23 protein-coding genes and 1 riboswitch are annotated in these 25,304 nt (G+C 73.6%); of the genes, 12 read left to right on the forward strand and 11 right to left on the reverse strand.

Annotated features, from left to right (window positions below; all coding sequences use genetic code 11):
* Positions 1 to 33: 33 nt before the first annotated feature.
* The 3 genes from ACZ6JT_RS07980 to rsmH form a co-directional block, all read right to left on the reverse strand.
* A complete protein-coding gene (locus tag ACZ6JT_RS07980; protein ID WP_469208454.1) occupies positions 34 to 2,043 on the reverse strand; it encodes a peptidoglycan D,D-transpeptidase FtsI family protein in 2,010 nt (669 codons plus the stop codon).
* Positions 2,044 to 2,223: 180 nt separating this feature from the next.
* Positions 2,224 to 2,724 carry a cell division protein FtsL gene (ftsL, locus tag ACZ6JT_RS07985; protein ID WP_469208456.1) on the reverse strand — a complete coding sequence of 167 codons (501 nt, stop codon included), beginning with the start codon at positions 2,722 to 2,724 and terminating at the stop codon, positions 2,224 to 2,226.
* Positions 2,721 to 3,650: a 16S rRNA (cytosine(1402)-N(4))-methyltransferase RsmH gene (gene rsmH / locus ACZ6JT_RS07990; protein WP_030707351.1), complete on the reverse strand. Its 930-nt coding sequence runs from the start codon at positions 3,648 to 3,650 to the stop codon at positions 2,721 to 2,723. Before rsmH ends, ftsL begins: the two co-directional genes overlap by 4 nt.
* A 341-nt stretch (positions 3,651 to 3,991) precedes the next feature.
* On the opposite strand from rsmH, the gene ACZ6JT_RS07995 reads away from it, so the two are divergent.
* The 4 genes from ACZ6JT_RS07995 to ACZ6JT_RS08010 all read left to right on the forward strand — a co-directional run bounded on the left by ACZ6JT_RS07995 (position 3,992) and on the right by ACZ6JT_RS08010 (position 9,498).
* A complete protein-coding gene (locus tag ACZ6JT_RS07995; protein ID WP_469208458.1) occupies positions 3,992 to 4,543 on the forward strand; it encodes a beta-class carbonic anhydrase in 552 nt (183 codons plus the stop codon).
* 136 nt (positions 4,544 to 4,679) lie between these two features.
* Positions 4,680 to 5,690 (forward strand): AAA family ATPase, encoded by a 1,011-nt coding sequence (locus ACZ6JT_RS08000; RefSeq protein ID WP_037805485.1) that lies wholly within the window; start codon positions 4,680 to 4,682, stop codon positions 5,688 to 5,690.
* The gene (locus tag ACZ6JT_RS08005; protein ID WP_469208461.1) at positions 5,690 to 7,066 is read left to right on the forward strand and encodes a DUF58 domain-containing protein; all 1,377 of its coding nucleotides are present in this window, start codon (positions 5,690 to 5,692) and stop codon (positions 7,064 to 7,066) included. The genes ACZ6JT_RS08000 and ACZ6JT_RS08005 overlap by 1 nt, the downstream gene beginning before the upstream one ends.
* A complete protein-coding gene (locus tag ACZ6JT_RS08010) occupies positions 7,063 to 9,498 on the forward strand; it encodes a transglutaminase TgpA family protein (RefSeq protein ID WP_469208463.1) in 2,436 nt (811 codons plus the stop codon). Before ACZ6JT_RS08005 ends, ACZ6JT_RS08010 begins: the two co-directional genes overlap by 4 nt.
* A 492-nt stretch (positions 9,499 to 9,990) precedes the next feature.
* Here the strand turns inward: ACZ6JT_RS08010 and ACZ6JT_RS08015 are convergent, their stop codons facing one another.
* From ACZ6JT_RS08015 to ACZ6JT_RS08025, 3 genes are read right to left on the reverse strand one after another with little or no spacing between them, the layout of a single operon-like run.
* Positions 9,991 to 10,623, reverse strand: a complete 633-nt coding sequence (locus ACZ6JT_RS08015; RefSeq protein WP_469208466.1) for a TetR/AcrR family transcriptional regulator — start codon at positions 10,621 to 10,623, stop codon at positions 9,991 to 9,993.
* A 29-nt stretch (positions 10,624 to 10,652) separates the two neighbouring features.
* Positions 10,653 to 12,746 carry a YhgE/Pip family protein gene (locus ACZ6JT_RS08020; RefSeq protein WP_469208468.1) on the reverse strand — a complete coding sequence of 698 codons (2,094 nt, stop codon included), beginning with the start codon at positions 12,744 to 12,746 and terminating at the stop codon, positions 10,653 to 10,655.
* Positions 12,718 to 13,689 (reverse strand): ATP-binding cassette domain-containing protein, encoded by a 972-nt coding sequence (locus ACZ6JT_RS08025; RefSeq protein ID WP_469208470.1) that lies wholly within the window; start codon positions 13,687 to 13,689, stop codon positions 12,718 to 12,720. The genes ACZ6JT_RS08020 and ACZ6JT_RS08025 overlap by 29 nt, the downstream gene beginning before the upstream one ends.
* A 172-nt stretch (positions 13,690 to 13,861) precedes the next feature.
* On the opposite strand from ACZ6JT_RS08025, the gene ACZ6JT_RS08030 reads away from it, so the two are divergent.
* From ACZ6JT_RS08030 to ACZ6JT_RS08050, 5 genes are all read left to right on the forward strand, one after another.
* Positions 13,862 to 14,356, forward strand: coding sequence for an SAV_6107 family HEPN domain-containing protein (locus ACZ6JT_RS08030; protein WP_365478668.1), 495 nt, complete (start codon positions 13,862 to 13,864; stop codon positions 14,354 to 14,356).
* An 88-nt stretch (positions 14,357 to 14,444) separates the two neighbouring features.
* Entirely contained in the window at positions 14,445 to 15,203 is a 759-nt protein-coding gene (locus ACZ6JT_RS08035) for a class I SAM-dependent methyltransferase (RefSeq protein ID WP_469208473.1), read from the forward strand.
* Positions 15,204 to 15,501: 298 nt separating this feature from the next.
* Positions 15,502 to 15,903, forward strand: a complete 402-nt coding sequence (locus ACZ6JT_RS08040) for a DUF3040 domain-containing protein (protein ID WP_469208475.1) — start codon at positions 15,502 to 15,504, stop codon at positions 15,901 to 15,903.
* 127 nt (positions 15,904 to 16,030) lie between these two features.
* Positions 16,031 to 16,660, forward strand: coding sequence for a DUF4126 domain-containing protein (locus ACZ6JT_RS08045; RefSeq protein ID WP_469208477.1), 630 nt, complete (start codon positions 16,031 to 16,033; stop codon positions 16,658 to 16,660).
* A gap of 48 nt (positions 16,661 to 16,708) precedes the next feature.
* Entirely contained in the window at positions 16,709 to 18,127 is a 1,419-nt protein-coding gene (locus ACZ6JT_RS08050; RefSeq protein WP_469208479.1) for a phytoene desaturase family protein, read from the forward strand.
* 49 nt (positions 18,128 to 18,176) lie between these two features.
* Here the strand turns inward: ACZ6JT_RS08050 and ACZ6JT_RS08055 are convergent, their stop codons facing one another.
* From ACZ6JT_RS08055 to ACZ6JT_RS08075, 5 genes are all read right to left on the reverse strand, one after another.
* Complete coding sequence (locus ACZ6JT_RS08055; RefSeq protein WP_469208481.1) at positions 18,177 to 19,043, reverse strand: hypothetical protein; 867 nt, start codon at positions 19,041 to 19,043, stop codon at positions 18,177 to 18,179.
* Positions 19,044 to 19,093: 50 nt separating this feature from the next.
* Positions 19,094 to 20,008: a methylenetetrahydrofolate reductase [NAD(P)H] gene (gene metF, locus ACZ6JT_RS08060; RefSeq protein ID WP_365478653.1), complete on the reverse strand. Its 915-nt coding sequence runs from the start codon at positions 20,006 to 20,008 to the stop codon at positions 19,094 to 19,096.
* A 147-nt stretch (positions 20,009 to 20,155) separates the two neighbouring features.
* Positions 20,156 to 20,791 (reverse strand): thiamine phosphate synthase, encoded by a 636-nt coding sequence (gene thiE, locus ACZ6JT_RS08065; protein WP_469208483.1) that lies wholly within the window; start codon positions 20,789 to 20,791, stop codon positions 20,156 to 20,158.
* 76 nt (positions 20,792 to 20,867) lie between these two features.
* The gene (locus ACZ6JT_RS08070; RefSeq protein WP_469208486.1) at positions 20,868 to 21,233 is read right to left on the reverse strand and encodes an Rv2175c family DNA-binding protein; all 366 of its coding nucleotides are present in this window, start codon (positions 21,231 to 21,233) and stop codon (positions 20,868 to 20,870) included.
* Positions 21,234 to 21,451: 218 nt separating this feature from the next.
* On the reverse strand, positions 21,452 to 22,702 hold the full coding sequence (locus tag ACZ6JT_RS08075) for an NAD(P)/FAD-dependent oxidoreductase (protein WP_469208488.1): 1,251 nt from the start codon (positions 22,700 to 22,702) through the stop codon (positions 21,452 to 21,454).
* Positions 22,703 to 22,783: 81 nt separating this feature from the next.
* A riboswitch (TPP riboswitch) is annotated at positions 22,784 to 22,895 on the forward strand.
* Here ACZ6JT_RS08075 and thiO point away from each other — a divergent pair.
* The 3 genes from thiO to ACZ6JT_RS08090 all read left to right on the forward strand — a co-directional run bounded on the left by thiO (position 22,893) and on the right by ACZ6JT_RS08090 (position 25,077).
* Positions 22,893 to 24,062, forward strand: a complete 1,170-nt coding sequence (gene thiO / locus ACZ6JT_RS08080) for a glycine oxidase ThiO (protein WP_469208490.1) — start codon at positions 22,893 to 22,895, stop codon at positions 24,060 to 24,062. Its footprint overlaps the riboswitch before it by 3 nt.
* Entirely contained in the window at positions 24,059 to 24,277 is a 219-nt protein-coding gene (gene thiS, locus ACZ6JT_RS08085; RefSeq protein WP_469208492.1) for a sulfur carrier protein ThiS, read from the forward strand. Before thiO ends, thiS begins: the two co-directional genes overlap by 4 nt.
* Positions 24,278 to 24,282: 5 nt before the next feature.
* A complete protein-coding gene (locus ACZ6JT_RS08090) occupies positions 24,283 to 25,077 on the forward strand; it encodes a thiazole synthase (protein WP_469208494.1) in 795 nt (264 codons plus the stop codon).
* Positions 25,078 to 25,304 lie beyond the last annotated feature (227 nt).

Consider the following 25,304-nt stretch of genomic DNA (forward strand, 5'->3'; position numbering starts at 1 on the left):
CACGCTTTTCTGGCGGGCCGACCGGGCTGTGGGTCACTGACCGGGCTGCGGACTGGGCTGCGGGGCGGGCTGCGGGCCGGGTTCGTAGGTGACCGGCAGTCCGGCGGGGGCGGTTCCCGTGGGGGCGACCTGAAGGGTCTTGAGGGCGAACTCCATGACCTTCTTGTAGATGGGGCCACAGATCTGGCCGCCGAAGTAACTGCCCTTCGTCGGGTTCTGGATGGCGCAGTAGACGGTGATCCGCGGGTTGTCCGCGGGTGCGAAGCCGGCGAAGGAGGCGGTGTAGCCCTTGTACCGGCCGGTGGCCGGATCCACCCGGTTGGAGGTGCCGGTCTTGCCGCCGACCCGGTAGCCGGGGATCTTCGCCTTGGTGCCGGTGCCCTCCTGGTCGTCGACGACGGATTCGAGCATCGCGGCGAGGGTCTTGGCGGTCTCCTGGCTGATCACGCGGCGCTGCTCGGGGGCCGGGGCCGGGGTGAGGCGGCCGTCGGAACCCTTGGTGCCGCGCACCAGGGTCGGCTCGATGCGGACCCCGTCGTTGGCGATGGTCGAGTACACGGAGGCCGCCTGCATGGCGTTGAGGGACAGGCCCTGGCCGAAAGGAATCGTGTACTGCTGCGACGTGGACCAGTCCTCGGGCTTGGCGAGGATGCCGCGGGACTCGCCGGGGTAGTCCAGCCCGGTGGGCCGGCCGATGCCGAACTTGCTCAGGTAGGAGTGCAGGACCTTGTTGGACTCGGGCTGGGTGGGCCCGAGCTGGCCGGTGGCCAGGATGGTGCCGATGTTGGAGGACTTGGCGAGGACCCCGTTGAGGGTCAGGTACCAGGTCGGGTGGTCGATGTCGTCCTTGAACAGCCGGTCGCCGCGGTGCAGCCGGTTGGGGACCTCGACGCGGGTCTCGGGCGTGGCCTTCTTCTCCTCCAGCACGGCGGCCATCGACATCACCTTGGCGGTGGAGCCGGGCTCGTACACGTCCTGGAGCGCGGCGTTGCCCATGGCGGCGGAGCTGGCCCGGGTCAGGTCGTTGGGGTCGAAGCCGGGGGCGTTGGCCATGGCAAGCACCTCGCCGGTGCGGGTGTCCTGGACGATGACGTACCCGCGGTCGGCCTCGGACTTCTGGACCTGCTCGGCGATGGCGCTCTGGGCCGCCCACTGGATGTCGCGGTCGATGGTCAGCACGATGTCCTCGCCGGGGACGGCGGGCTTCTCGCTGGAGCCGGCCGTGGGCACCTTGCGGCCGCCGGACTGGGCGTAGGTGATCTCGCCGTCCTTGCCGGACAGCTTCTTGTCGAGGGAGGACTCCAGGCCGCCGCCGCCCTTGCCGTCGGCGTTGACGTAGCCCAGTATCCCGGCGGCGAGGTCGCCGTTCGGGTACACGCGCTTGCTGCTGTCCTCCTTGAACACGCCGGCGAGGACGTTGGCACCGGGGCCGTTGTTCTTCTTGTCGGCCGCCGCCTTGTCCCTGAAGACGCGCTGGAGGTCCTTGATCTGGTTCCAGACCTGCGGGGTCTGGCGCTGGGCGAGGACCACGTAGCGGCTGTTCCTGGTGCTCAGCCGGGCGGCGATCTCCTTGGCGTCCTTGCCGAGGATGGGCGCGAGGAGGGCGGCGGCCTGTGCCGGGGCGTCCGGGGCCTTGCTCTCCTGCGGCGTGAACATCTTCGGGTCGGCGGTGATGTCGTACGCGTCGACGCTGGTGGCGAGGGCCACGCCGCGGCGGTCGGTGATCTCGCCGCGTTCGGCGGCCAGCTTGACGCTGGTGTAGCGGTTCTTGGAGGCCGCGGCGGAGAAGGTGGAGGCGTCGACGGCCTGCACCTGGAGCAGCCGGACGACGAAGGCGAGCATGACGAGGGTCAGGCCGACGCTGACGAGGCGCAGCCGGGGGCGGGGGCTGCCGAGCCGGATGGTGTGGGGCCGTCTGGCCGCCGCCGGCCGCCGGGTCGCCGGGCGCGAGGCCGGGCGGGCCGTCGCCCGCGCCCGGTCACCCGGCCTGGGCAGCCGGGCCGGCCCCGGCACCCGCCGCCGCGGCGGCTCCTGCGGGCTCACGCGGCCACCGCCCCGGACCGAAGTACAGCCTCGTCGGCGTGTGAGGCGGGGGTCTGGGCGGAGCCCGGGTGGGGGCCCCTCCCGGACGAAGTCCGGGGGAGGCGAAAGGGCGGGGTGGGGAAAGGCCCCGCAGGGCGGAGCCCCGCCACCGCGATACCGCCTGCCATCGGGGTCACGACGTCACCTTCCAGGGGTCTGGCTGGGCTGCTGCGAGGGCTGGGCCGGGGGCGGGCCGGCCGGGGCCTGGGAGGCGGGCGGGGCCGGCGGCGGGGTCGGGGTCGGGGAGGCCTCGGCCGGGGCGGCGGTGCCGGCGACCTCGCCGTCCGGGCCGATGAAGACGGGGCTGCCGCCCGGCACCAGGCCGAGCTCCTGCGCCCGCCGCTGCAGCGCGTCGGGGGCCGAGTAGGCGTCCACGTCCCGCTGGAGCGCCTGCTCCTCGTCGGTGAGGGCGGTGGTCTCCTTCTTCAGCCTGGTCAGCTGGAAGGAGCCCTCGTTCAGCGCCGAGTTCAGCAGCAGCAGGCTGATCAGGCCGCCGGCGAGCAGCGCCACGACCAGCAGGACGAACGGCATCCGCGCGGCCTGCCCGCCGGGGCGGGGGCGGGCCGGGCGGCCGCCGAGGGCCCGGCCGAGCCGGGCCGCCTGCCCGCGGGTCAGCGTGGCGACCTTCCCGCCCCTGGTCACAGCCGCGCCTCCCGGATGCGTTCGACCCCGCGGAACCTCGCCGGGGCGGCCCGCCGGTTCTCGGCGATCTCCTCCTCGGTGGGCAGTTCCGCTCCGCGCGTCAGCAGCTTCAGCTTGGGCTGGTACTTCTCCGGTACCACCGGCAGCCCGGGCGGGGCCGTGGAGGTCGCGCCGGCCGCGAAAACCTGCTTGACCAGGCGGTCCTCCAGCGAGTGGTACGAGAGCACCGCGATCCGGCCGCCGACCGCGATCCGGTCCACGGCCGCCGGGATGGCCTTCTCCAGGCCCGAGAGTTCGCCGTTGACCTCGATCCGCAGGGCCTGGAAGGTCCGCTTCGCCGGGTTGCCGCCGGTGCGCTTGGCGGCCTGCGGCAGGGAGTCGCGGATCAGTTCCACGAGCCGGGCGCTGTTCGTGAAGGGCTCCTTGTCCCGTTCCCGGACGATCGCGGACACGATCCGCTTGGCCTGCTTCTCCTCGCCGTACTGGCGCAGGATCCGGACGAGCTCGCCCGGCGCGTAGGTGTTCAGGACCTCGGCGGCGCTGATGCCCGTCGTCTGGTCCATGCGCATGTCCAGCGGCGCGTCCTGCGCGTAGGCGAACCCGCGGTCGGCCTCGTCCAGCTGCATGGAGGAGACGCCCAGGTCGAAGAGGATGCCCTGGACGGCCGGGATGCCGAGCCCGTCGAGGACCTCGGCGAGGTCGGCGTAGATCGCGTGGACGAGGGTGGCCCGGTCGCCGAAGGGCGCGAGGCGTTCGCCGGAGAGCCGCAGGGCCTCCTTGTCGCGGTCGAGGCCGATCAGGTGGGCCTCGGGGAACCGGGTCAGCAGGGCCTCGCTGTGGCCGCCGAGGCCGAGGGTGCAGTCGACGACGACGGCCCCGGGCCTCTCCAGCGCCGGGGCCAACAGGTCCAGGCACCGCTGGAGCATCACCGGGACGTGTCGGGACTCGCTAGTCAAAGCGCCCTCTCAGATAACGGCGCGGCAGGCATACGCCGCGCCGCGCACGCGGAGTGTTACCAGGGGGCCGGGCGGCCGCTCAGGGCCGGGCTCCGGCCGGTTCGCGTCACTTTAGTGCAACGGTCGCCGCGGTCAACGAACCGCCCCGCGCGCCGCCCGCGCCTCTCGGACCGAACCGACAAAAGCCGCTAATCACCCGATCGGCCGCCTCACACCCACCCCTGTGGGTTAGCTCACAACAAGGCTCGTTGACGTTCTTTGTCCCACCTCACGCAAGGCCTTCACCGGCCGTGACCACTAACGTCGTACCCATGACGACTTCCGCATCCCTGCCTGCAGAGTCCGCGTCCGAGGCGCCCGTCGGCGGATCCGTCACCGACCGGCTGGTCGAGGCGAACCGACGCTACGCCGCGGAGTTCAGCGACCCCGGGATGGACGCCCGCCCCGTCCTCCACGTGGCCGTCGTGGCCTGCATGGACGCCCGGCTCGACCTCCACAAGGCGCTCGGCCTCGAGCTCGGCGACTGTCACACGATCCGCAACGCCGGAGGCGTGGTCACGGACGACACGATCCGCTCCCTCACCATCAGCCAGCGGGCCCTCGGCACCCGCACGGTGATACTGATCCACCACACCGGCTGCGGTCTCGAAAGTCTGACCGAGGACTTCCGGCACGAGCTGGAGGACGAGGTCGGCCAGCGTCCCTCCTGGGCCGTCGAGGCCTTCCGGGACGTGGACCAGGACGTCCGCCAGTCCATGCAGCGGGTGCGCACGAACCCGTTCCTGCCCCACAAGGACGATGTGCGAGGCTTCGTCTTCGATGTGCACACCGGGCTCCTGCGGGAGATCGATCCCCGCTCTTGAGTGACACGAGGCCGTAACGCCGTCAAGAATGCGGGATGGCACCACCCGGGATCCCCCGGACCGGTGTCCGTGTTTCGGGGTGGGCCGGTCATGCGCCAAGGGCGTCGGCCCTGGGAATGGGCCGAGGAGAACCAAGGTGACGACGTATGACGACCGAGCGAGCCTCGCGGATCTGACCAGCACGGCGGAGCGGGTGCGCCAGTCGGTCGAGAGCGTGATCGAGGGCAAGCCCGAGGTCGTACGCCTCGCGCTCACCGTGCTGCTCGCCGAGGGGCACCTGCTGATCGAGGACGTACCCGGCGTCGGCAAGACGATGCTCGCCAAGACGCTCGCGAAGTCCATCGACTGCTCGGTACAGCGCATCCAGTTCACGCCCGACCTGCTGCCCTCCGACATCACCGGTGTCAGCATCTACGACCAGCAGCGCCGCGAGTTCGAGTTCAAGCCGGGCGCGATCTTCGCGCAGATCGTCATCGGCGACGAGATCAACCGCGCCTCGCCGAAGACCCAGTCGGCGCTGCTGGAGTCGATGGAGGAGCGCCAGGTCACCATCGACGGCACGACCTACACGCTGCCCAGCCCCTTCATGGTCGTCGCCACCCAGAACCCGGTGGAGATGGAGGGCACGTACCCGCTGCCCGAGGCCCAGCGCGACCGCTTCATGGCCCGCGTCTCCGTCGGCTACCCCAGCCCCGAGGCCGAGCTCCAGATGCTCGACGTGCACGGCGGGGTCTCCCCGCTCGACGACCTGACGGCCGTCGCGCACGCCCACGACATCATCAAGCTCATCGAGGCCGTCCGCGAGGTGTACGTGGCCGAGCCCGTCCGGCGCTACGTCGTCGACCTCGTCGCCGCCACCCGCAGCCACCCCGACCTGCGGCTCGGCGCCTCACCCCGCGCCACGCTGCACCTGCTGCGCGCCGTGAAGGCCTCCGCCGCGCTCGCCGGCCGGGACTACGTCCTGCCCGACGACGTCCAGGCGCTCGCCGCCCCGGTCCTCGCGCACCGGCTGCTGCCCACCGCGCAGGCCCAGCTGAACCGGCGCACCGCCGAGCAGGTCGTCCACGACATCCTGCAGCGCACCCCCGTCCCGGCCGCGCACGCCCGCGGCGAGATGCCGCCCGGCGCGGGCATCCGGGGCTTCTGATGAGCGCCGGTGCCCCGCGCGGCGCCGGCGGCCCGGGGGACGGCGGCGGGTTCCGCGCTTCGCTGTCCGGGCTGACGACCCGCGGCCGCTCGTTCCTGGCCGCCGGGATAGCCGCGGCCGCCTGCGCCTACGTCCTGGGCCAGGGCGAGCTGCTCCGCGTCGGCCTGCTGCTCGCCGTCCTGCCGCTGATCTGCGTCTACGCCCTGCACCGCACCCGCCACCGCGTCTCCGGCAGCCGCCGGCTGAGCCCGGGACGGGTGCCCGCGGGCGCCGAGGCCCGGGTGCAGCTGCGCATGGACAACGTCTCCCGGCTGCCCACCGGCCTGCTGATGCTCCAGGACCGGGTGCCCTACGTCCTGGGCCCGCGCCCCCGCTTCGTCCTGGACCGGGTCGAGCCCGGCGGACGGCGCGAGGTGTCCTACCGGGTCCGCTCCGACCTGCGCGGCCGCTATCCGCTGGGCCCGCTCCAGCTGCGGCTGACCGACCCCTTCGGACTGGTCGAGCTGACCCGCTCCTTCAGCACCTACGACACCCTCACCGTCATCCCGCGCACCGAGCCCCTGCCGCCGGTCCGGCTGACCGGCGAGTCCAACGGCTACGGCGACGGCAGCCGCCGCTCGCTGGCGCTGGCCGGCGACGACGACGTGATCCCGCGCGGCTACCGGCGCGGCGACGACCTGCGCCGGGTGCACTGGCGCTCCACGGCCCGCTACGGCGAGCTGATGGTCCGCCGCGAGGAACAGCCGCAGCGCAGCCGCGCCACCGTCCTGCTGGACACCCGGCGCCTCGCCTTCGACGGCGCCGGCCCCGACTCCGCCTTCGAATGGGCCGTCTCGGCGGCCGCCTCCAGCCTCGTGCACGTGCTGGAGCAGAGCTTTTCCGTACGGCTGCTCACGGACACCGGGGACTCGGTACCCGGCGACGGCGGGGGCGGCTTCACCGCCGGCGGCCAGGAGTCCGCGGAGGCCGCCGGGCTGATGATGGACACCCTCGCGGTGATCGGGCACTCCGACGGCGCCGGGCTCTCGCGGGCCTACGACGCGGTGCGCGGCGCCGGCGCGGGCGGCTTCGGCGGAGCCGGCGGTGACGGGCTCCTCATCGCCTTCCTCGGCGACCTGGACGACGTACAGACGGAACTGGCGGCCAGGATGCGCCAGCGCACCTCGGGTGCGGTGGCCTTCGTACTGGACTCCGCGTCCTGGGGCGGGCAGCCCGCACCCGGGCACGCCGTGCCCCCGCTGGAGGAACGGCTGCGCAGGCTGCGCGACGCGGGCTGGACGGCGCTGGCCGCCCCGCCCGGGGTGGCCTTCGGCGAGCTGTGGCGACAGGCCGGTACCGCTCGCGTCGGTACGGGGACTTCCGGAGGTCGGGCATGAGCGGGCGGGCGAAACTGACGCTGTTCGCGGCACTGGCGACGCTGCTCACCTCGTGGTCGCTGGCCCCGCTGGTCGAGTCCCAGGCCTGGCTGCTGCAGGGGGCGCTGCTGCTGGGCGTCCAGAGCGCGGTGGGGGCCGGGGCCCGGCGGGTGCCGCTGGCGCGGTCGCTGACCGTGGCCGCGCAGCTGCTGGTGTCCCTGCTGCTGCTCGTGTTCCTCTTCGCCGGCAAGGGCGAGTCCACGGGGAGCGGGCCGCTGGCCTACCTGGTGGACGATTTCGGCTCGCTGTTCGGACAGGGCGTCCGGGACGTGGGCGAGTACGCGATCCCGGCCCCGCTGACGGACGGCATCCGGCTGCTGCTGGTGTCCGGCGTGCTGCTGATCGGGCTGCTCGTGGACACGCTGGCGGTGGCCGCGCGGACGGCCGCCGCGGCCGGACTGCCGCTGCTCGCCCTGTACTCGGTGGCCGCGGGTCTGTCGGGCGGCGGGGAGGCCTCCTGGTTCTCCTTCCTCCTGGCGGGCTGCGGGTACCTGCTGATGCTGCTGGCCGAGGGCCGCGACCGGCTCGCCCAGTGGGGCCGGGTCTTCGGCGCGGCCCCGCGCGGCAAGGGCGCCGCCGACTCCGGTCTGAGCAGTGGCGCGGGCGGGCAGGCGACGGCCCCGGCCCGGTTCGGACGGCGGATCGGCGCGGTGGCCCTGGGCGTGGCGCTGGCGGTGCCGGCGGCCCTGCCGGCGCTCGGCGGCGGGCTGCTGGGCGGCGGTCAGGACGGCGGCGAGGACGGCACCGGTGCGGGCGGGACCATCTCGGCGGTCAACCCGCTGGTCTCCCTGCAGAACAACCTGAACACGCAGGACAACCGGGTCATCCTCAAGTACCGGACGAACAGCCCGCAGCAGAGCGAGCAGTACCTGCGGATCGTCGCGCTGGACGAGTTCAACGGCGTCAAGTGGGAGGCCTCCGGGCGGGCCCTGACCGATGTCCCCGAGGTGCTGCCGAAGCCGACGGGGCTCAGCGACCAGGTGCGGGTGACCTCGACGGAGGTGACCACCACCGTCTCGGTCGCGGACGGCTACACGCAGCGCTACCTCCCCATGCCCTATCCCGCGACCTCGGTGAAGATCGACGGGAAGTGGCGGTTCGAGCCCGCCGGCCGGACCCTGGTCGGCGACCAGCTGGGCAGGGACAAGTTCCAGAACGTCCAGGGCGCGGGCTACTCGGTGCAGAGCCTGCTGCTGAGGCCGACGGCCCAGCAGCTGCAGAAGGCCCCGGAGCCGGACCGGGCCATCCGCGACGAGTACACCAAGGTGCCGGACAACCTGCCGCCGGTGGTCGCCGACACGGCCCGCCAGGTGACGCAGGGGGCGAAGGACGACTACACGCGGGCGGTGAGGCTGCAGGACTACTTCGCCGTGAACGGTGGCTTCCGCTACAACACGAGGACGTCCTCCGGCACGGGCCCGCAGGCGGTCGCGCGGTTCCTCGCCGACAAGGAGGGCTTCTGCATCCACTTCGCCTTCTCGATGGCGGCGATGTCCCGCAGCCTGGGCATCCCCGCGCGGGTGGCGGTGGGCTTCACACCCGGTGAGAAGCAGTCCGACGGCAGCGTGAACGTGTCGATGCGGGACGCGCACGCCTGGCCGGAGCTGTACTTCGAGGGCGTGGGCTGGACGCGGTTCGAGCCGACGCCGCGCTCCGGCATCAACGTGCCGGACTACTCCCGGCCGCAGACCCCGGCGGCCCAGCAGCCGTCCGCGCCGGCGCCGGTGCCCTCGCAGAGCTCCGCGCAGCCGTCGGCGGCGCCCTCGGCGTCCGCCGAGTGCCCGCCCGCGCTGCAGAAGCTCGGCGAGTGCGGGACGCCTGCGGCCGCGCAGGGCCCGGCCCACGGCGACGGGCCGTCGCTGATGACGGTCCTCGGCTGGACGGCGGCCGTGCTGGCGATCCTGGCCCTGCCACTGCTGCCGCTGCTGTGGCGCAGCCGGCTGCGGGCCCGCCGCCTGGGGACCGGGGAGGTCCTGACGGCGTGGCGGGAGCTGGGCGACGCCGCCTGGGACGTGGGCGTGGTCCCGGACGAGGCGCTGTCCCCGCGCCGGGCCGCGGACCGGGTCGTGGACCTGGGCCACCTGGATCCGGAGGCGGCGGCCGCGGTCCACCGGGTCGCGGGCGCGGTGGAACGGGCCCTGTACGCGCCGCCGGGCGCGGAGGTCTCGTACCCGGAGCTGGCGGACGACGTGCTGCTGACCCGCACGGGCCTGCTGGCCGCGGTGAGCCGCCCGGCCCGCCTGCGCGCCCTGCTCCTCCCCCGCTCGGCCACCCGCCTCGGCTGGGCGGCCTCGGCCCGCTGGTCCGCGGTGACCTCGTGGATCTCGGCCCGGCTGACCGCCGCCCGCCTCACCGCCGCCCGCCTCCGGCTCCCGCTCCGGGGCCGCGGCTAGGGTCCGCTTCCTGGGCTCCGCCCGGCTCATCCAGCCCCTCCGGCGTTTGAGGAGCGGGGTCCGGGGCGGAGCCCCAGGTCTTTCAGCCCCGCCGGCGATTGAGGCGCGGGGTGCGGGGCGGGCCCGGGCCGTGAGGGGCGCCGGGCCGAGCCCAGAGGAGGCTGCCGGACCCGCGGACGCGAGAACGCGGCGAGGCTCGATCCCCCCGAGCCCCGCCGCGTTCGCGTACTGCGTCGCCGGTCACGTGTCCCCCGTCCGGCCACGGGAGGAGGTACCCGGTCCGCTCCGCAGCCCCGTGTCGGCGGTGCGGACCGGGTCTCCTGTCCGTTGCTCCCATCCTGGCGTCTGCGCAGGTGGGAGCCATCCGCGCACGTACTCATCTCCGCGCCTAGGTACGGATACTCAGCCGTCGCGGCAGGCCCCACCAGTTGTACGGGCTGCCGCGCCCGGGCGGCACCGCCGACCGGGGGGTGCTCGCCGCGGCGTACGGGCTCAGCGGTTGCCGCTGACCCGGCCCCGCAGCAGCAGCGACAGCGCCGAGTGGACGTCGTCGAGCGACCGCTCGCTCTGGAAGGACTGCCAGTCCAGCGCGGCCACCAGCACCATCCCGACCATCGCGGCCGCGGTGAGCGGCACGTCGATCTCGGCGCTCAGCTCACCGCGGTCGACGCCTTCCCGCAGCACCTTCTCCACGACGGCCACCGCCTCCTGCCGGACCACCATCAGCGTGGACTGCCACGCGCGGTTGGTCCGCCACAGCTCGGCGACGTACAGCTGGGTGAAGGCCGGGTAGCGGTCGATGAAGACCAGGCCGGCGCGGATCATCGCGTCGAGCGCCTCGACGCGGCTGCCGCCGCGCGCCTCCGTCTCCTCCGCCGCCGCCCGCAGCGAGGCCGTCAGCAGCCCGACGCCGTGCCGCAGCAGCTCCTCGAAGAGGTCGTTCTTGCTCGCGAAGTTGTAGTAGACGGTGCCCTTCGCGACGCCCGCCCGTTCGGCGATCTCATCGACGGTGGTCGCGGAGAACCCCTGTTCCGCGATGAGGGTGACGGCCGCTTCGTAGAGCTTCTGCCGGGTCGCCTGCCGACGGGCCCCGCCGGTACCCGTACCGGTGCTGCTGCTGTCCATGGCGCTGATTGTCACAGGTCAACACGTCCCTACAGGCTCAGTTCGGGGTGCAGTCGGTCCATGGTCCACACCTGCTTGCCGCGGGCGGCGAGCGAGGTCAGGGCGAGCGCTCCGACGGTGAAGGCCGCGAGGACCGCGAATCCCTGCCACACCGGGCCGAGGTCGCCGCCGGTGATGAGGCGGCGCAGGCTCTCGACCACGTACGACATCGGCAGGTAAGGGTGGACGGCGTTGAAGAAGCCCGGGCTGGTCTGCACGGGGTAGGTGCCGCCGGCGGAGGTCAGCTGGAGCATCAGGACGGCGAGTACGAGGATCCGCCCGGCAGCGCCGAACTTGGCGTTGAGCCACTGGATGATCGCCGCGAAGCAGGCGCTGACCAGCAGCAGGAAGGTGATGGTGAGGGCCGGGTGGGCCATCTTCAGGCCGAGGTCGGGGGCCCACCGGAGCACGGACATCAGCAGCCCGACCTGGGCGGCGCCGATCCCCACCACGGGCAGCCAGCCCGCGAGGGCGATCCGCCAGGGCGAGGCGCCGGCGGACAGGGCCCGCCGGTTCATGGGCGCGATCAGCATGTAGGCGACCATCGCGCCGACCCAGAGGGAGAGCGGGATGAAGTAGGGCGCGAAGCCGGTGCCGTAGTTGGGCGCCTTGTGCAGGGACTGGTTGGCGAGCCTGATCGGGTCGGCCATGACCTCGGTGCGGGCGTCGCGCTGCTGCTCGTCGTAGTCGGGGATCTTGCCCGCGCCCTCGTGCAGGCCGCCGGCGAGCTCGCCGGTGCCGTCGACGAGCTTGTACATGCCCCCGTCGAGGCGGTGGGCGCCGTCGCCGAGCTTGCCGACTCCGTCGCTGAGCTTGCCCGAGCCGGTGGTGGCGGAGCCGAGGCCGGTGTGCAGCTGGGCCATGCCGGTGGCGACCTTGTGGGCGCCGGTGTTGAGGGCGTTGACCTTGGCCACGGCCGCGTCGAGGTCGCCCGCGAGCTGCGGCGCCTTGACGACCAGTTCCCGGGCCTTCTTCTCCAGGTCGGTCAGCTGGGTGCGGAGCTTGCCGACGTCCCCGTTGGCGTTCTTGACGAGGGCACTGACGTCACCGGCGAGTTCGGCCGCCTCGGCCGCGTCGTCCCTGACCTTCTTCAGGTCGGGGCAGGAGGCGAGGTGCGGTTCGGCGCCGGGGGTGACGCAGTGCTTGGTGTAGTAGGCGTCCGCGCCGGTGGAGGCCCGCTTGGCGGCGGCCGCGGCGGCCGGTGCCTTCGCGGCGAACGTGTCGAGGTGACCGTTGACCACCTTCGCGCTGTCCGCGACCAGCTCGGCCGTGTCCGCCAGGTTCTTGGGGTCCTTGACGAACGGGCGGGCCTTGTCGGCCGCTCCGTTGACCTTGTCGGCGAGGGCCTGGGTGCCGTCGGCGACGTCCTTCGACCCGGTCTCCAGCTTCCCGGCGGCCGTGTTGAGCTTCTTCAGGCCGCTGTTGAGCTCGCCGGTCTTCTCCTCCGCCGTGTCGAGGCCCTCGGCGAGCTCCTTCGCGCCCTCCTGGGCCTTGCCCGCCCCGTCCTTGAGCTTGTCGGCGCCGTCGGCGGCCTCGGCGGTCTTGTCGTGCAGGTCGGAGAAGTTGACGAAGATCTTGTCGAGGAAGCCGCGGGAGGCGTTGGCGGACGCCGCCGAGCGGACCTCGGAGAAGACGGAGCGCGAGATGGAGCCGACGACGTAGTTGTTGGAGTCGTTGGTGCGGACCTGGAGGGCTCCGGTGGCGGGGTCCTCGCCCGCGCTGGAGGCGATCTTCGCGCTGAAGTCCTCGGGCATGGTCAGGGTCAGGTAGTACGTCCCGTTCTCCAGGCCCTTGGCCGCCTCCTTGGGGCTTACCTCGCGCCAGTCGAAGGTCCTGCTGTCGCGGAGCTTCTTGGCGAGCTCACCGCCCGCGTCCAGGTGCTTGCCGTCGACGGTCGCGCCGCGGTCGGAGTTGACGAGGGCGACGGGCACCTTGTCGAGGCGGTGGTACGGGTCCCAGAAGGACCAGAGGTACAGGGCTCCGTAGAGCAGCGGGAGCAGGAGCAGTGCGATGAGGGCGGCGACGGGCAGCTTCCCCCGCCCGAACCGCTTCATCTCAAGCGCGGCCAGCTTCGGCGACCTCATCGTCCGCCCCCTTCGTGTCGTCGTTCGCGGTGTCGTTGCCGGCGGTGGCGGCGGTGTCCGGGCCGGCGTGCGCATCGGCTTCGGTCTCGGCCTCGGTCTCGGCCTCGGCCTCGGGGGCGCTCTGGGCGGCGCTTCCCCAGGTGATCTTCCGGTCGGCGGCCGCCGTGGTGCCGGTGACGGGCGCCTCCGGTGCCTGCGGTGCCTGGGGTGCTTCCGCTGCCTCCGGTGCGTCCGCCGCGTCCGGCTCCTTCGGGGAGGTCCGCAGGACCACCGCGTCGGCCGGCGCCTCGCTGCACACCGCGAGGACCGTGGTCCCGCGGGCGGCGATCGAGCGGAGCAGGGCCCAGGCCTCGGTGCGCTCGGTGTCCGAGAGCTTGAGGTCGAGGTCGTCGAGGGCCAGCAGCCGCGGGGACCCCAGCAGGGCGATGGCGACGGAGAGCCGTACGGCCTCCAGGCGTTCCAGGTCCCGTACGGAGGTGCGCTCGCCCTTGGGCAGGGTGGCGAGGTCCAGTCCGGCGGTGGCCAGGGCCTCGTCGATCCGGGCCGCGGCGCGGGCGCGGCGCTCGGCGCGGGGCCGCAGCAGGGCGCGCACCGGGGCGTCGTAGCGGCGCTGGAGCAGGGCGCCCTCGCGCAGCTGTTCCGCGACGGTGAGGGCCTGGTCGAGGTCGTTGACCCCGGGGACGTGGGCGAGGGCGGCGATCCGGCGGACGGCGGCCATCTTCTTCGGCAGCCGGTGCTGGTCGATCTCGGCGTGGCCCTGAGTGGCCTTCATCCGTCCGGTGAGGGCCAGGAGCAGGCAGGTCCGGCCGCTGCCGGAGGGGCCTTCGACCGCGATGAGCGAGCCGGGCGCCGCGTCGATGCCGATTCCCCGGAACACCCAGCCGCGCGGGCCCTTGAGTCCGAAGTCCTCGGCCTTGACGGCCGCGCCGTGCGGGCTGTCCACGCCGTCCCCCTTCTTTTTGAACTGACCGGTCAGTTCAAAAACTAGCACCCTCTTGCGCACCAGGTGTGCGGGAGGGGGCAGTTGCACCGGATACGCCCGTAAAAGTGCAGGTCAGGGCGATTGTCAGTGGGGCGGGTCACGATGGGGGCAACGCATCGACAGGAGGTTCGTCATGGCCACACCGTCCCCGTCCCCTGTCCACCCCGTCCTGCGCAAGTCGACGGCCGATCCGGCGGCGCTCGACCTGCTCGCCAAGGCCCGCAGCGGCCTGACCGAGGCCGCCCTGCTGACCCGGCCCAACGAGCGGTACGCCACCGCCCACCTGGCCGCCCTGCGCACCGCCGCGGCCGTGCTCGCCGCGCGCGGCCGGCCCGAGCCGGTGAACCCGCGGCGGCGGCCCCGGATCCGCAGCGCGTGGGAGCTGCTGCCCGAGCTGGCGCCGGAGCTCGCCGAGTGGAGCGCGCTGTTCGCCTCGGGTGCGGCCCGCCGGGCCAGGGCCGAGGCGGGCATAGCGGACGCGGCGAGCGGCCGGGACGCGGACGATCTGGTGCGCGCCGCCTCGATGTTCCTGCGCCTGGTGGAGCGGATGCTCGCCGTCCGGGCACCCGCCCCGAGCCTGGAGCAGGCCCTGCCGCAACCGCGCCCGGAGCGTCCTGACGCGCGATGAGCTGCCCGGCTGCGGAAGGCCATAAGGTAGACCGGGGTGGGGCACGGACCGCTCACCCCTTCCCTACCGCGCCGAGGAGCCATCAGCCGTGTCGGACACTTCCCGCCCCCGCGCCTCCCTTCGCACCGCCGTGGTGTGGGAGGTCCTCAAGGAGGCGCTCGACCGCCGGGTGAAGGCGACCGGGCAGGACGTGCTGGACGTGCTCGACACCGGTGGCGGCACCGGCAAGTTCGCCGTGCCGGTGGCCCGTCTGGGCCACCGGGTCACTGTGGTCGACCCCAGCCCGAACGCGCTGTTCGGGCTGGAGCGCCGGGTGTCCGAGGCCGGCGTCGCCGACCTGGTCCGCGGCGTCCAGGGCGATGCCCAGGGCCTGTTGGACGTGGTCGAGCGGGAGGCGTACGACGTGGTGCTCTGCCACGGCGTGCTGGAGTACGTGGACGACCCGGCCGAGGGCGTGGCCAACGCCGTCGCGGCCCTGCGGCCCGGCGGCACGCTCAGCCTGCTGGCCGCCGGCCTCGGCGGAGCGGTGCTCGCCCGCGCGCTGGCCGGGCACTTCACCGAGGCCCGTACCGCCCTGACCGACCCGGCCGGCCGCTGGGGCTCCGGCGACCCGGTGCCGCGGCGCTTCACCGCCGAACAGCTCTCCGAGCTCGTCGGCGGATCCGGTCTGGCCGTCGGCGCCGTCCACGGCGTGCGGATCTTCGCCGACCTCGTCCCCGGGGTCCTGGTGGACACCGAGCCGGGCGCGGTGGAGGCGCTGCTGCGTCTGGAGGAGGCCGCGGCGGAGCTGCCCGCCTTCCACGCGGTCGCCACCCAGCTGCACGTACTCGGCCAGAAGCAGTCCTGAACTGCGATCTTCCGCGCACGGAGTCGGCCGCAGACCCTACGTTCCGGCGGTCGGCCCCGTATGATCGAGTGCAGTGACCGGCATGGTGGACGGACCATTGGGGAATAAGCGCCTCAGTGACCGCTCCCGCGGCGGTACGGTTTTCGAGCAGTGGCTTTACCAGCTGTTGTCTTTTCTGGGCTGTGTGTCTTTTTGGAACGTGGCGTAGAGGGCGGGTGTCACGGGGGCGATTCCCCGCCTATCCTGAAGGGGACCCCTGGTCGCTACCCCCCGCGACCGACGGATGAGGAGGACTCCCGTGCCGCTCTCGGAGCACGAGCAGCGAATGCTCGAGCAGATGGAGCGAGCGCTGTACGCCGAAGATCCCAAGTTCGCGACAGCGCTTGAGGGAAGCGGACTGCGTACGTACACCCGGCGACGGGTCTACCAGGCAGTCGCAGGCATTGTGGTGGGTATCGCGCTCCTCATGACCGGTGTGATCATTCCGAACGTGCTCTGGATCAGCGTGGTGGGATTCCTCGTCATGCTGGGATGTACGGTCCTGGTGGTCACCGGTTGGCGCAAGGCACCCAAGCCTGGCGAGCAGCCCGTCTCCGGAAGTGCAGACGGTTCGGCCCATGGCCGAGGCCGGCAGCGTCGGTCGATGATGACCCGCATCGAGGAACGGTGGCAGCGCCGCCGTGACGAGCAGGGGCAGTAGCCCCCGAACACCGTGAGCGAGGGGACGGCCGCCGCCGGGCGACCGTCCCCTCGCCGTTCTGTCCCCGTTCTGTCACCATGCCCGCGTTCTGCCCGTCGGACCGGTGCCCGTACGACATGATGATCCAATGAGTGTGCTCCCCCTGGTCTTCACCAGCGGCTGGGCCAGTGGGATCAACGCCTATGCCGTGGTCCTCCTGCTCGGCGTCTTCGGCCGGACCGGTCTGACCGACGATGTCCCGGCGTCCTTGCAGCGCACGGACGTGCTGATCATCGCCGCGGTGCTGTTCCTCTGCGAGGCGGTCGCAGACAAGGTCCCCTACGTCGACTCGATATGGGACGCCGTCCACACCGTGATCCGCCCGCTCTCCGGGGCCGTGATCGGTGCGCTGCTGGCCGGGCAGAGCGGCTCGCTGTCCGACATCGCCGCCGGTGCGATCGGCGGTTCCACCGCGCTGGCCAGCCATTTCGTCAAGGCCGGTACCCGGATGGCGATCAACACCTCGCCCGAGCCGTTCACCAACGTGGGCATGAGCATCGCCGAGGACCTCGGCGTGGCCGGCCTCGTCACCTTCGCGATGTTCAACCCGCAGGCCGCCGCGGTCATCGCGGCCGTCCTGCTGGCGGCCGGTCTGGCCATACTCGTCTTCCTCTGGAGCCGGATCCGCCGCTTCCTGCGCCGCCGCGCGCAGCGCCGCGAGGAGAAGCGGCTGGCCGCCGAGGCCCGCGAGGTCACCGGGGCGGCCCCGCCCCGCTGACGACGCCCGGCCCCGGCGCTCTCCCGGTGGGTCGATAGGCTCGGCCGCATGGCACGAATTGCGGTGATCGGCGCCGGGATGGGCGCGATGGCCACGGCGGCCCGGCTGGCCGTGGCGGGGCATCAGGTGGCGGTGTACGAGCGCGGGGCGACCTACGGCGGGGCCGTCGGCCGGTACGAGCGCGAGGGCTTCGCCTTCGACACCGGCCCCGGGCTGCTGCACCTGCCCGCCGTCTACCGCGACCTGTTCGTGAAGACCGGCAAGCGGTCCCTGGAGGACTGCGTCGACCTGGTCCAGGCGGACCCCGCCGTCCGGCACGTCCTCCCCCGCCACGGCATCGACGTCGCCCTGCCGGGCGCCTCGCACGGCGGGGTCGCCGCCGCCCTCGACACAGCCTTCGGGCAGGGCGCGGGCGAGCGCTGGAACGCCCTGCTGGGCCGCGCCCGGGACGCCTGGGACGCCACCCGCCGCCCGCTGCTGGAGGAACCGCTGCGGGACGGGGCCCGGCAGGCGCTGCGCGAGGACCCGTACCCGGCCCTGCGCCGCTCCGGGCTGCTGCGCCGCCGCCCGCCGACCCTCGGCGAGGTGGCCGACCGCGAGTTGGGCGGCGCCCTCGGCGAGCTGCTGACCGGCGTCGTGCGCACCTACGGGATCGACCCGGCCACCGCGCCCGGTTCGGCCACGGTGCTCCCGTACATGGAGCAGACCTTCGGCAGCTGGTACGTGCGCGGCGGCATGCGCGCCCTGGCCACCGCCGTGTACGAGCGCTGCCTGGAGCGGAAGGTCGTCTTCACGTTCGGGGCCGAGGTCCGCGAGGTCCTGGTCCGCGACGGCCGCGCGGCCGGGCTGCTGCTGGCCGACGGGAGCGAGGTGGCGGCCGATCACGTGGTCTGCGGGGTCGACCCCCGGCAGCTGTCCGTCGCCCCGCCGCTGTGGCCGGCGGACGCGGCGCCGGCCCGCGGGCCCGAGCCACCCGGCCGGATCACGCTGCTGCTCGCGCTGCGCGGCGCCCGCCCCGCCGCGGCCGTCCACCGCACCCTGGTGCACACGCCGGGGGCGCAGGTCACCGTGGTGCGCCCGGACGACCCCGCCACCCGGCCCGACGCGGAGCACGAGGCGGTCACCGTGAGCGCCGTGTACGGGCCCGGGACCTCGGAGCCCGGGGAACTGCTGAACCTCGCGGAGAAGGCCGTCCAGGGGCTGCGGGAGCGGCTGTTGTGGCAGGAGGTGCGTACGCCGGCCGATGTCGAGGCGGCGACCGGTGCGCCCGGCGGCGCGGTGCCGCCGCCCTCCCTCGCGGGGGCCGGCGGCCGGCTGCTCCGCCCGGCCAACACCACGGACGTGCCGGGGCTCTTCCTCGCGGGCGGCTGGGCGCACCCCGGCGGCGGGCTGCCTCACGCCGGGATGACGGGGGCGCTGGTGGCCGGGCTGATCGTGGAGGGCGCGGGGTTCCGCGGCTCGCAGTGACCGCGCGCGGGGTGGGGCGGACCGGTCCGGAGACCGGTCCGCGCGGGGGTCAGTAGCGGTACTGCTCGTACTCGCCGGGCTGGGAGTACGGGTACTGCTGCGGCGGCTCGGCCTGCTCGTCCGCCGGGTAGGGCTGGCCGGCCCCGTCGGTGGACCGCTGCTGGGGGACCCAGACCCCGCCGGGCGGGGTGTCCGTGGAGTACTGCTGCTGGCCGTAGCCGGCGTACGCGGTGTAGTCGTACGGCTGGGGCGGGGCGACACCGCCGCCGGTGCCGATGTACGGGTCCGAGTAGGCGGCGTAGACCTGCTGCTGCCCGCCCGTCGGGTAGCCGCCGGAGTAGTCGTACCCGCCGCCCTGGTTCTGGTCGTAGTACGCCGCGTACTGGTGGGCGTCCTGCTCAGCGGTGGTGAACGGCGAGGCGAAGGCCGCCGTCTGGGCGGCCTCGGGGGGCTGCGTGAAGCTCTGTATCCCGTAGGACCCGGTGTCCTCGGGGACCGGCTCCGGGCTGTAGACCTCTTCCTCGGCCGCGGCCCGGTACGGGCGCTCGTCCGCCGCCCCGTCCGCGTCCTCGTACGCGAGCGCGGTGACCTGGAGCGCCGGCTCCCGCCGCGGCGCCGGGCTTCCGGAGCGGCGGCGCCTGGACTGCCGTACGGGTTCCCCGCCACGGCGCAGGGCCCAGCCGGCGACGAAGCCCTTGCGGAAGGAGAGCGTCACCAGGGTCTGGCCCACGGCGAACGCCGCCGCGCCGATCCCGATGACCAGCACCGACGGCAGCACCACCCCGGCGACCACGCCGAGGAAGCCCGCGAAGGCGAGCAGGCGCCAGCGGAGCCGGGCCTTGTACTGCATCAGGACCTCGGCAAGCAGCCACAGCGCGACGAAACCGAACGCGATGTAGAGGACCGTCATTCCCATGCATGGCCCCTCTCGGTACGGCCGCCGGCGCGGGAACGGGGGGCGGCCGCTCAGGCCCGCTGGTGCAGGCCCAGGTTCTCGTAGATTTCGAGAGTCGCCGTGGAATTGTTCAGCGTGATGAAGTGCAGCCCCGGGACACCCTCGGACAGCAGCCGCGCGCAGAACTCCGTGGCGAACTCGATGCCAATGGAGCGTACAGCGGCCGGGTCGTCCTTGACGGCGAGCATGCGCTCTTTCACGTGCGCGGGGAAGACCGCGTTGCTGAGTTGGGGCAGCCGGTCGAGCTGCTTGATCGCCACAACAGGCATGACCTCGGGGATGATCGGGGTCTCGCAGCCCGCCTTCTCGACGCTGTCGCGCAGCCGCAGATAATTCTCCGGATCGAAGAACATCTGGGTGATCGCGTAGTCGGCGCCCGCGCGGCACTTGTCCACGAAGTGCCGGATGTCCGTGTCCCAGTCCGTCGAACGCGGGTGCATCTCGGGGAAGGCCGCGACGCCGACGCAGAAGTCGCCGGACTCCTTGACGAGGCGGACCAGGTCGGCGGCGTAGTGCACGCCTTCGGGGTGCGCCACCCACTCGCCCATCGGGTCGCCCGGCGGGTCTCCGCGCACGACGAGCATGTTCCGGATCCCGGCGTCGGCGAACTGCCCGATGACGTTGCGCAGCTCGGCGACCGAGTGGTCGACGGCGGTGAGGTGCGCGACGGGGGTCAGCGTGGTGTCCGCGGCGATCTCCTGGGTGGCCTTCACGGTGCCGCCGCGGGTGGAGCCGCCGGCTCCGTAGGTCACGGAGACGAAGCTGGGGGATACCGCCTCGACCCGGCGCAGGGCGTTCCAGAGGTTGCGTTCGCCCTTCTCCGTCTTCGGGGCCCAGAACTCGAAGGAGTACGAGCGCCCGGACGCGAGGAGGTCGCGGACCGTGTGGGCACGATCCGACCAGGTGGAAGCGGTACCAGAGGCCATGTGGGCAGGTTAGACGCGGCCGGCCGGTCACCGAAGCGCTGTCCGCCTTTTGGACACGTTTTTGGACACCTGGAGGGCCGGCTCTGGTCAGGGCGGGGGTCGAGGCGCTAGGTGCGTCGCGCCCCGCTCTGTCCGGGCGGACAGGACTCAGCCGAGCCGGTCCCGGACGCGCTTGGCGAGCTCGGCGGCGGCCGCGCCGGGGTCGGTGGCCTCGGTGAGGGCGCGGACGACCACGACGCGGGTGGCGCCGGCGTCCAGCACCTCGTCCAGGTTGGTGGCGTCGATGCCGCCGATGGCGAACCAGGGGCGGTCCTGCTCCAGCGAGGCCGCGTACCGGACCAGCCCGAGGCCGGGGGCGTGGCGGCCGGGCTTGGTGGGCGTGGGCCAGCAGGGGCCGGTGCAGAAGTAGTCCACGCCGGGCTCGGCGACGGCCGCGTCGACCTCGTCCTCGGCATGGCAGGAACGGCCGATCAGCACTCCCTCGCCGAGGATGGCGCGGGCCGCGGGGACGGGGATGTCGCCCTGGCCGAGGTGCAGGACGTCGGAGCCGATGGCGTGGGCGACGTCGGCGCGGTCGTTGACGGCGAGGAGCTTGCCGTGGCGGCGCGCGGCGTCGGCGAACACCCGGAGGTGTTCGAGTTCCTCACCCGCCTCCATGCCCTTGTCCCGGAGCTGGACGATGTCCACGCCTCCGGCCAGGACGGCGTCGAGGAACTCGGGGAGGTCACCCTGCCGCTTGCGGGCGTCCGTGCAGAGGTAGAGCCGGGCGTCGGACAGCTGCATGGGTGAACCCCCCGGGGTGGAGGCGGTGCACGGGCACGGGGCCCGTACACCGCGGTGGAGCGAACTGCGGATCAGGTCAGAGGGCGAGCGCCTGAGCGCGGCGCTTCACCTCCGTGCCGCGATTCTCGCTCAGTGCCTGCACGGGCGTGCCGGGCAGGGTCGGATCCTCGGTGAAGAGCCACTCCAGGATCTCCTCGTCGGTGAAGCGGTCGTCGCGCAGCACGGTCAGCAACCCGACCAGGCCCTTGACGACCTTGTCACCGTCGATGAAGGGGGCCGGCACCTGCAGGGCGCGGTTCTCGCCCCGGCGTACGGCGATGAGCTGCCCTTCCTTGACCATCTGGCGGACCCGGGTCACCTCGACGTTCAGCTTCTCCGCGATGTCGGGGAGGTACAGCCACGAGGGGACAAGGGCATCGATCTTTGCGTCAATCTCGGTCACGGACACAAGCCTGCCATCTCGGCTCCGCCGTCGGTACCTGGGCGGCCCGTCCGGGTCGCCGCCCTCCCTGGGACTCCGCCCCGGAGCCCGCGCCTCAAACGCCGGCGAGGCTCGATTTGCCCTGTGGGCGAGCCCGCCTCACCCGGCGGACGACAGCAGCCACCATCCAGCCCCGCCGGCGTTTGAGGCGCGGGGTACGGGGCGGAGCCCCGGAGCCGTCAGGCGGCGGCCGACTTCAGGGGGGTGGCCGGGTCCGCAACCTTGGACGGGTCCACGGGAACCGCCATCTCGATCAGGCGGCGACCCTGGGCCACGTCACGGGGGCGGCCCACCGCGAGGACCGCGACCAGCGCACCGGCCCGCAGCCAGCACACCGACCAGGCCGCCCCGGCGGGGTCACCGCGCCAGAGCAGGGTGTCGGCCCCGCCGTGGTGCCCGGCGTACTGCACGAAGCGCCCGAACTGCTCCGACCAGAAGTACGGCACCGGGTCGTAGACCTCGCCCGCCGCCCCGGCCCCGGCCCCGACCCCGACCCCGACCTCGGCCAGGATGTTCGCCGCGACCGTCCGCGGCCCCTGGAGCGCGTTGTCCCAGTGGTGGACGAGCAGCCGCTTCCCGTACCGCCCGGAGGGGAAGGAGGCGCAGTCGCCGACGGCGTACACCCCGGGCAGGGAGGTCCGCAGGTACGCGTCCGCGGTCACCGACCCGTCGGGGCCCCGTTCCACCCCGCTCCCGGCCAGCCAGCCGGTGGCGGGCCGGGCGCCGATGCCCACGACGACCGCGCCGGCCGGCAGGGCGCGCCCGTCCGCGAGCAGGACGCGGCCCTCCTCGATCCCGGCCACCTCCGTGCCCGTGATCAGCTCGGCCCCGGCCTCCTCGTACCAGCGCGCCATCGGCTCGGCGACTTCGGCGGGCAGCGCTCCCGCCAGCACCCGGTCCGCCGCCTCGACCACGGTCACCGCGCAGCCCGCCTCGCGCGCCGCGGTGGCGAACTCGGCGCCGATCCAGCCCGCCCCGACGACCACCGCCCGGGGCGCGGTCGCCAGGACCGGGCGGAGCCGGGCCGCGTCGTCCAGGGTGCGCAGCAGGTGCACGCCCGGGACGCCCTCGGTGCCGGGCAGGGTCAGCGGCTCGGCGCCGGTCGCCAGCACGAGGACCTCGTACGGGACGGGGCCGGCCTCGGTGTCCAGCTCGCGGTCGGCGGCCCGCAGTCCGGTGACCTCGATGCCGAGCCGCAGCTCGATGCCGAGCCCCTCGAAGTCCACGTCGAAGGCGGAGTCCTCGGCCTTGCCGAGCAGGACCGCCTTGGACAGCGGGGGGCGGTCGTAGGGCTGGTGGGGTTCGGCTCCCAGCAGGGTCAGGGGGCCGTCGAAGCCCTGCTCGCGGAGGGCGACCGCGGTCTGCACCCCGGCCATTCCGGCGCCGACGATCACGACGCCGCGCTGATTGTGTTCCGTCTGCTCGCTCACCCGGCCACCCTAGTCATCTGACGCTCCGTCAGGAACAGGTGCCGCCTTACCGGCGGTCCGCGGCCGGGTTAGTCTGGCCACCGTACCTATCGCGGGAGTCCGGCGCACCGGGCTGAGAGGGAGGCTGGCCGGCCTCCGACCGTACGAACCTGATCCGGGTCATGCCGGCGAAGGGAGGGGCTGGACGCCCATGCACTCATCTCTGAAGGGATCCGACGTCCTCGTCATCGGGGGCGGGATCATCGGCCTGGTCACCGCCTGGCGGGCGGCGGCGCGCGGGCTGCGCACCGTGCTCGCCGACCCGGCACCCGGCGGCGGCGCCGCCCAGGTCGCGGCCGGCATGCTCGCCCCCGTCACCGAGCTGCACTACGGCGAGGAGGCCCTGCTCGGCCTCGGCCTCGCCTCCGCCGCCCGGTATCCCGAGTTCGCCGCCGAACTCGCCGACGCGAGCGGCGGCATCGACATCGGCTTCCGCACCTGCGGCACCCTCGCCGTCGCCCTCGACGCCGACGACCGCCTCCACCTGCGGGAACTGCACGCGCTGCAGCGCCGCTGCGGCCTGGAGTCCGAGTGGCTCACCGGCCGCGAATGCCGCCGCCTGGAGCCCATGCTCGCCCCGGGCGTACGCGGCGGCCTGCGCGTGGACGGCGACCACCAGGTCGACCCGCGCCGGCTCGCGGCCGCCCTGCTGGCCGCCTGCGAGCGGGCCGGCGTGACCATCCACCGGGCGGCGGTGGAACGGCTGCTGGTCACCGCGGACCGGGCGGCCGGGGCCGCGCTCGACGACGGTACGGAGCTGCGCGCCGGCCAGGTGGTGCTGGCGGCGGGCTCGCTCAGCGGCCGGCTGGCCGGCGTACCGCCGGAGGTGGTGCCTCCCGTACGGCCGGTCAAGGGACAGGTCCTGCGGCTGGCGGTACCCCCGGCCTACGCGCCGTTCCTCTCCCGGACCGTCCGGGCGGTCGTCCGCGGCAGCCACGTCTACCTGGTGCCGCGCGAGAACGGCGAACTGGTCGTCGGCGCCACCAGCGAGGAACTCGGCTGGGACACCACGGTCACCGCGGGCGGGGTCTACGAACTCCTGCGCGACGCCCACGAGCTGGTCCCCGGCATCACCGAACTCCCCCTCACCGAGACCCGGGCGGGGCTGCGCCCCGGCTCCCCCGACAACGCCCCGCTGCTCGGCCCGACCGACCTGCCGGGCCTGCACCTGGCCACCGGGCACTACCGCAACGGGGTGCTGCTGACCCCGCTCACCGGTGAGGTGCTCGTCGAACTGCTGGCCACCGGCGAACTTCCTGAGATCGCGCGCCCCTTCAGCCCCCGCCGGTTCTCCGCCGCACGTCAGGAGTCGTACGCATGAGCCTGCCCGTATCCGTCTCCGTCTCCGTCAACGGCGAGCCGCGCGAGGTCGCGGCCGGCACCACGCTCGACACGGTGGTCGCCACCCTGACCGCGGCCCCCTCCGGCGTCGCGGCGGCCCTCAACGAGACCGTGGTCCCGCGCGGGCAGTGGCCGGCCACCCCGGTGGGCGACGGCGACCGCGTCGAAGTCCTCACCGCGGTCCAGGGGGGCTGAGCGGCATGGCCGACGACCTCTTGACCCTGGGCGGCCGGACCTTCTCCTCCCGCCTGATCATGGGCACGGGCGGGGCCCCGAGCCTGGACGTGCTGGAACGCTCCCTGGTGGCGTCCGGCACCGAACTCACCACGGTCGCGATGCGGCGCCTCGACCCCACGGTCCAGGGCTCCGTCCTCTCCGTCCTGACCGGGCTCGGCATCGCGGTCCTGCCCAACACGGCGGGCTGCTTCACGGCGGGCGAGGCCGTGCTCACGGCCCGGCTGGCCCGGGAGGCGCTGGGCACGGACTGGATCAAGCTGGAGGTGGTCGCGGACGAGCGGACCCTCCTGCCGGACGGCGTCGAGCTGCTGGACGCCGCCGAGATCCTGGTGGACGAGGGGTTCACCGTCCTCCCGTACACGAACGACGACCCGGTGCTCGCGCGGAAGCTGGAGGACGTGGGCTGCGCGGCGATCATGCCGCTCGGGTCCCCCATCGGCTCGGGGATGGGCATCCGCAACCCGCACAACTTCGAGCTGATCACGGAGCGGGCGTCGGTACCGGTCATCCTGGACGCGGGCGCGGGCACGGCGTCGGACGCCGCCCTGGCGATGGAGCTGGGCTGCGCGGCGGTGATGCTCGCCTCCGCGGTGACGCGGGCGCAGGAGCCGGTCCTGATGGCGTCCGCCATGCGGGACGCCGTCTCGGCGGGGCGGCTCGCGTACCGCGCGGGGCGCATTCCGCAGCGCCGCTTCGCCGAAGCCTCCTCTCCTGCGGAGGGCCGCGCCGTCCTGGACCCCGAACGCCCGGCGTTCTGACCCGCAGGTCCGCTCCCGGGGCTCCGCCCCGGACCCCCTACGGCGCTCCGCGCCCGCGCCTCACACACCGGCGGGGCTGAAAGACCGGGGCTCCGCCCCGAACCCCGCTCCTCAAACGCCGGAGGGGCTGGATGTGCCCGGCGTCGGCTCACAAGTGCCAGAGGGGCTGAAATGTGCGCTCCGCGCCCGTGCCCTCAAGCGCCGGGCGGGCCGGAGAGGCCGGCCTC

This window comes from Streptomyces sp. NPDC046308, from assembly GCF_055588065.1.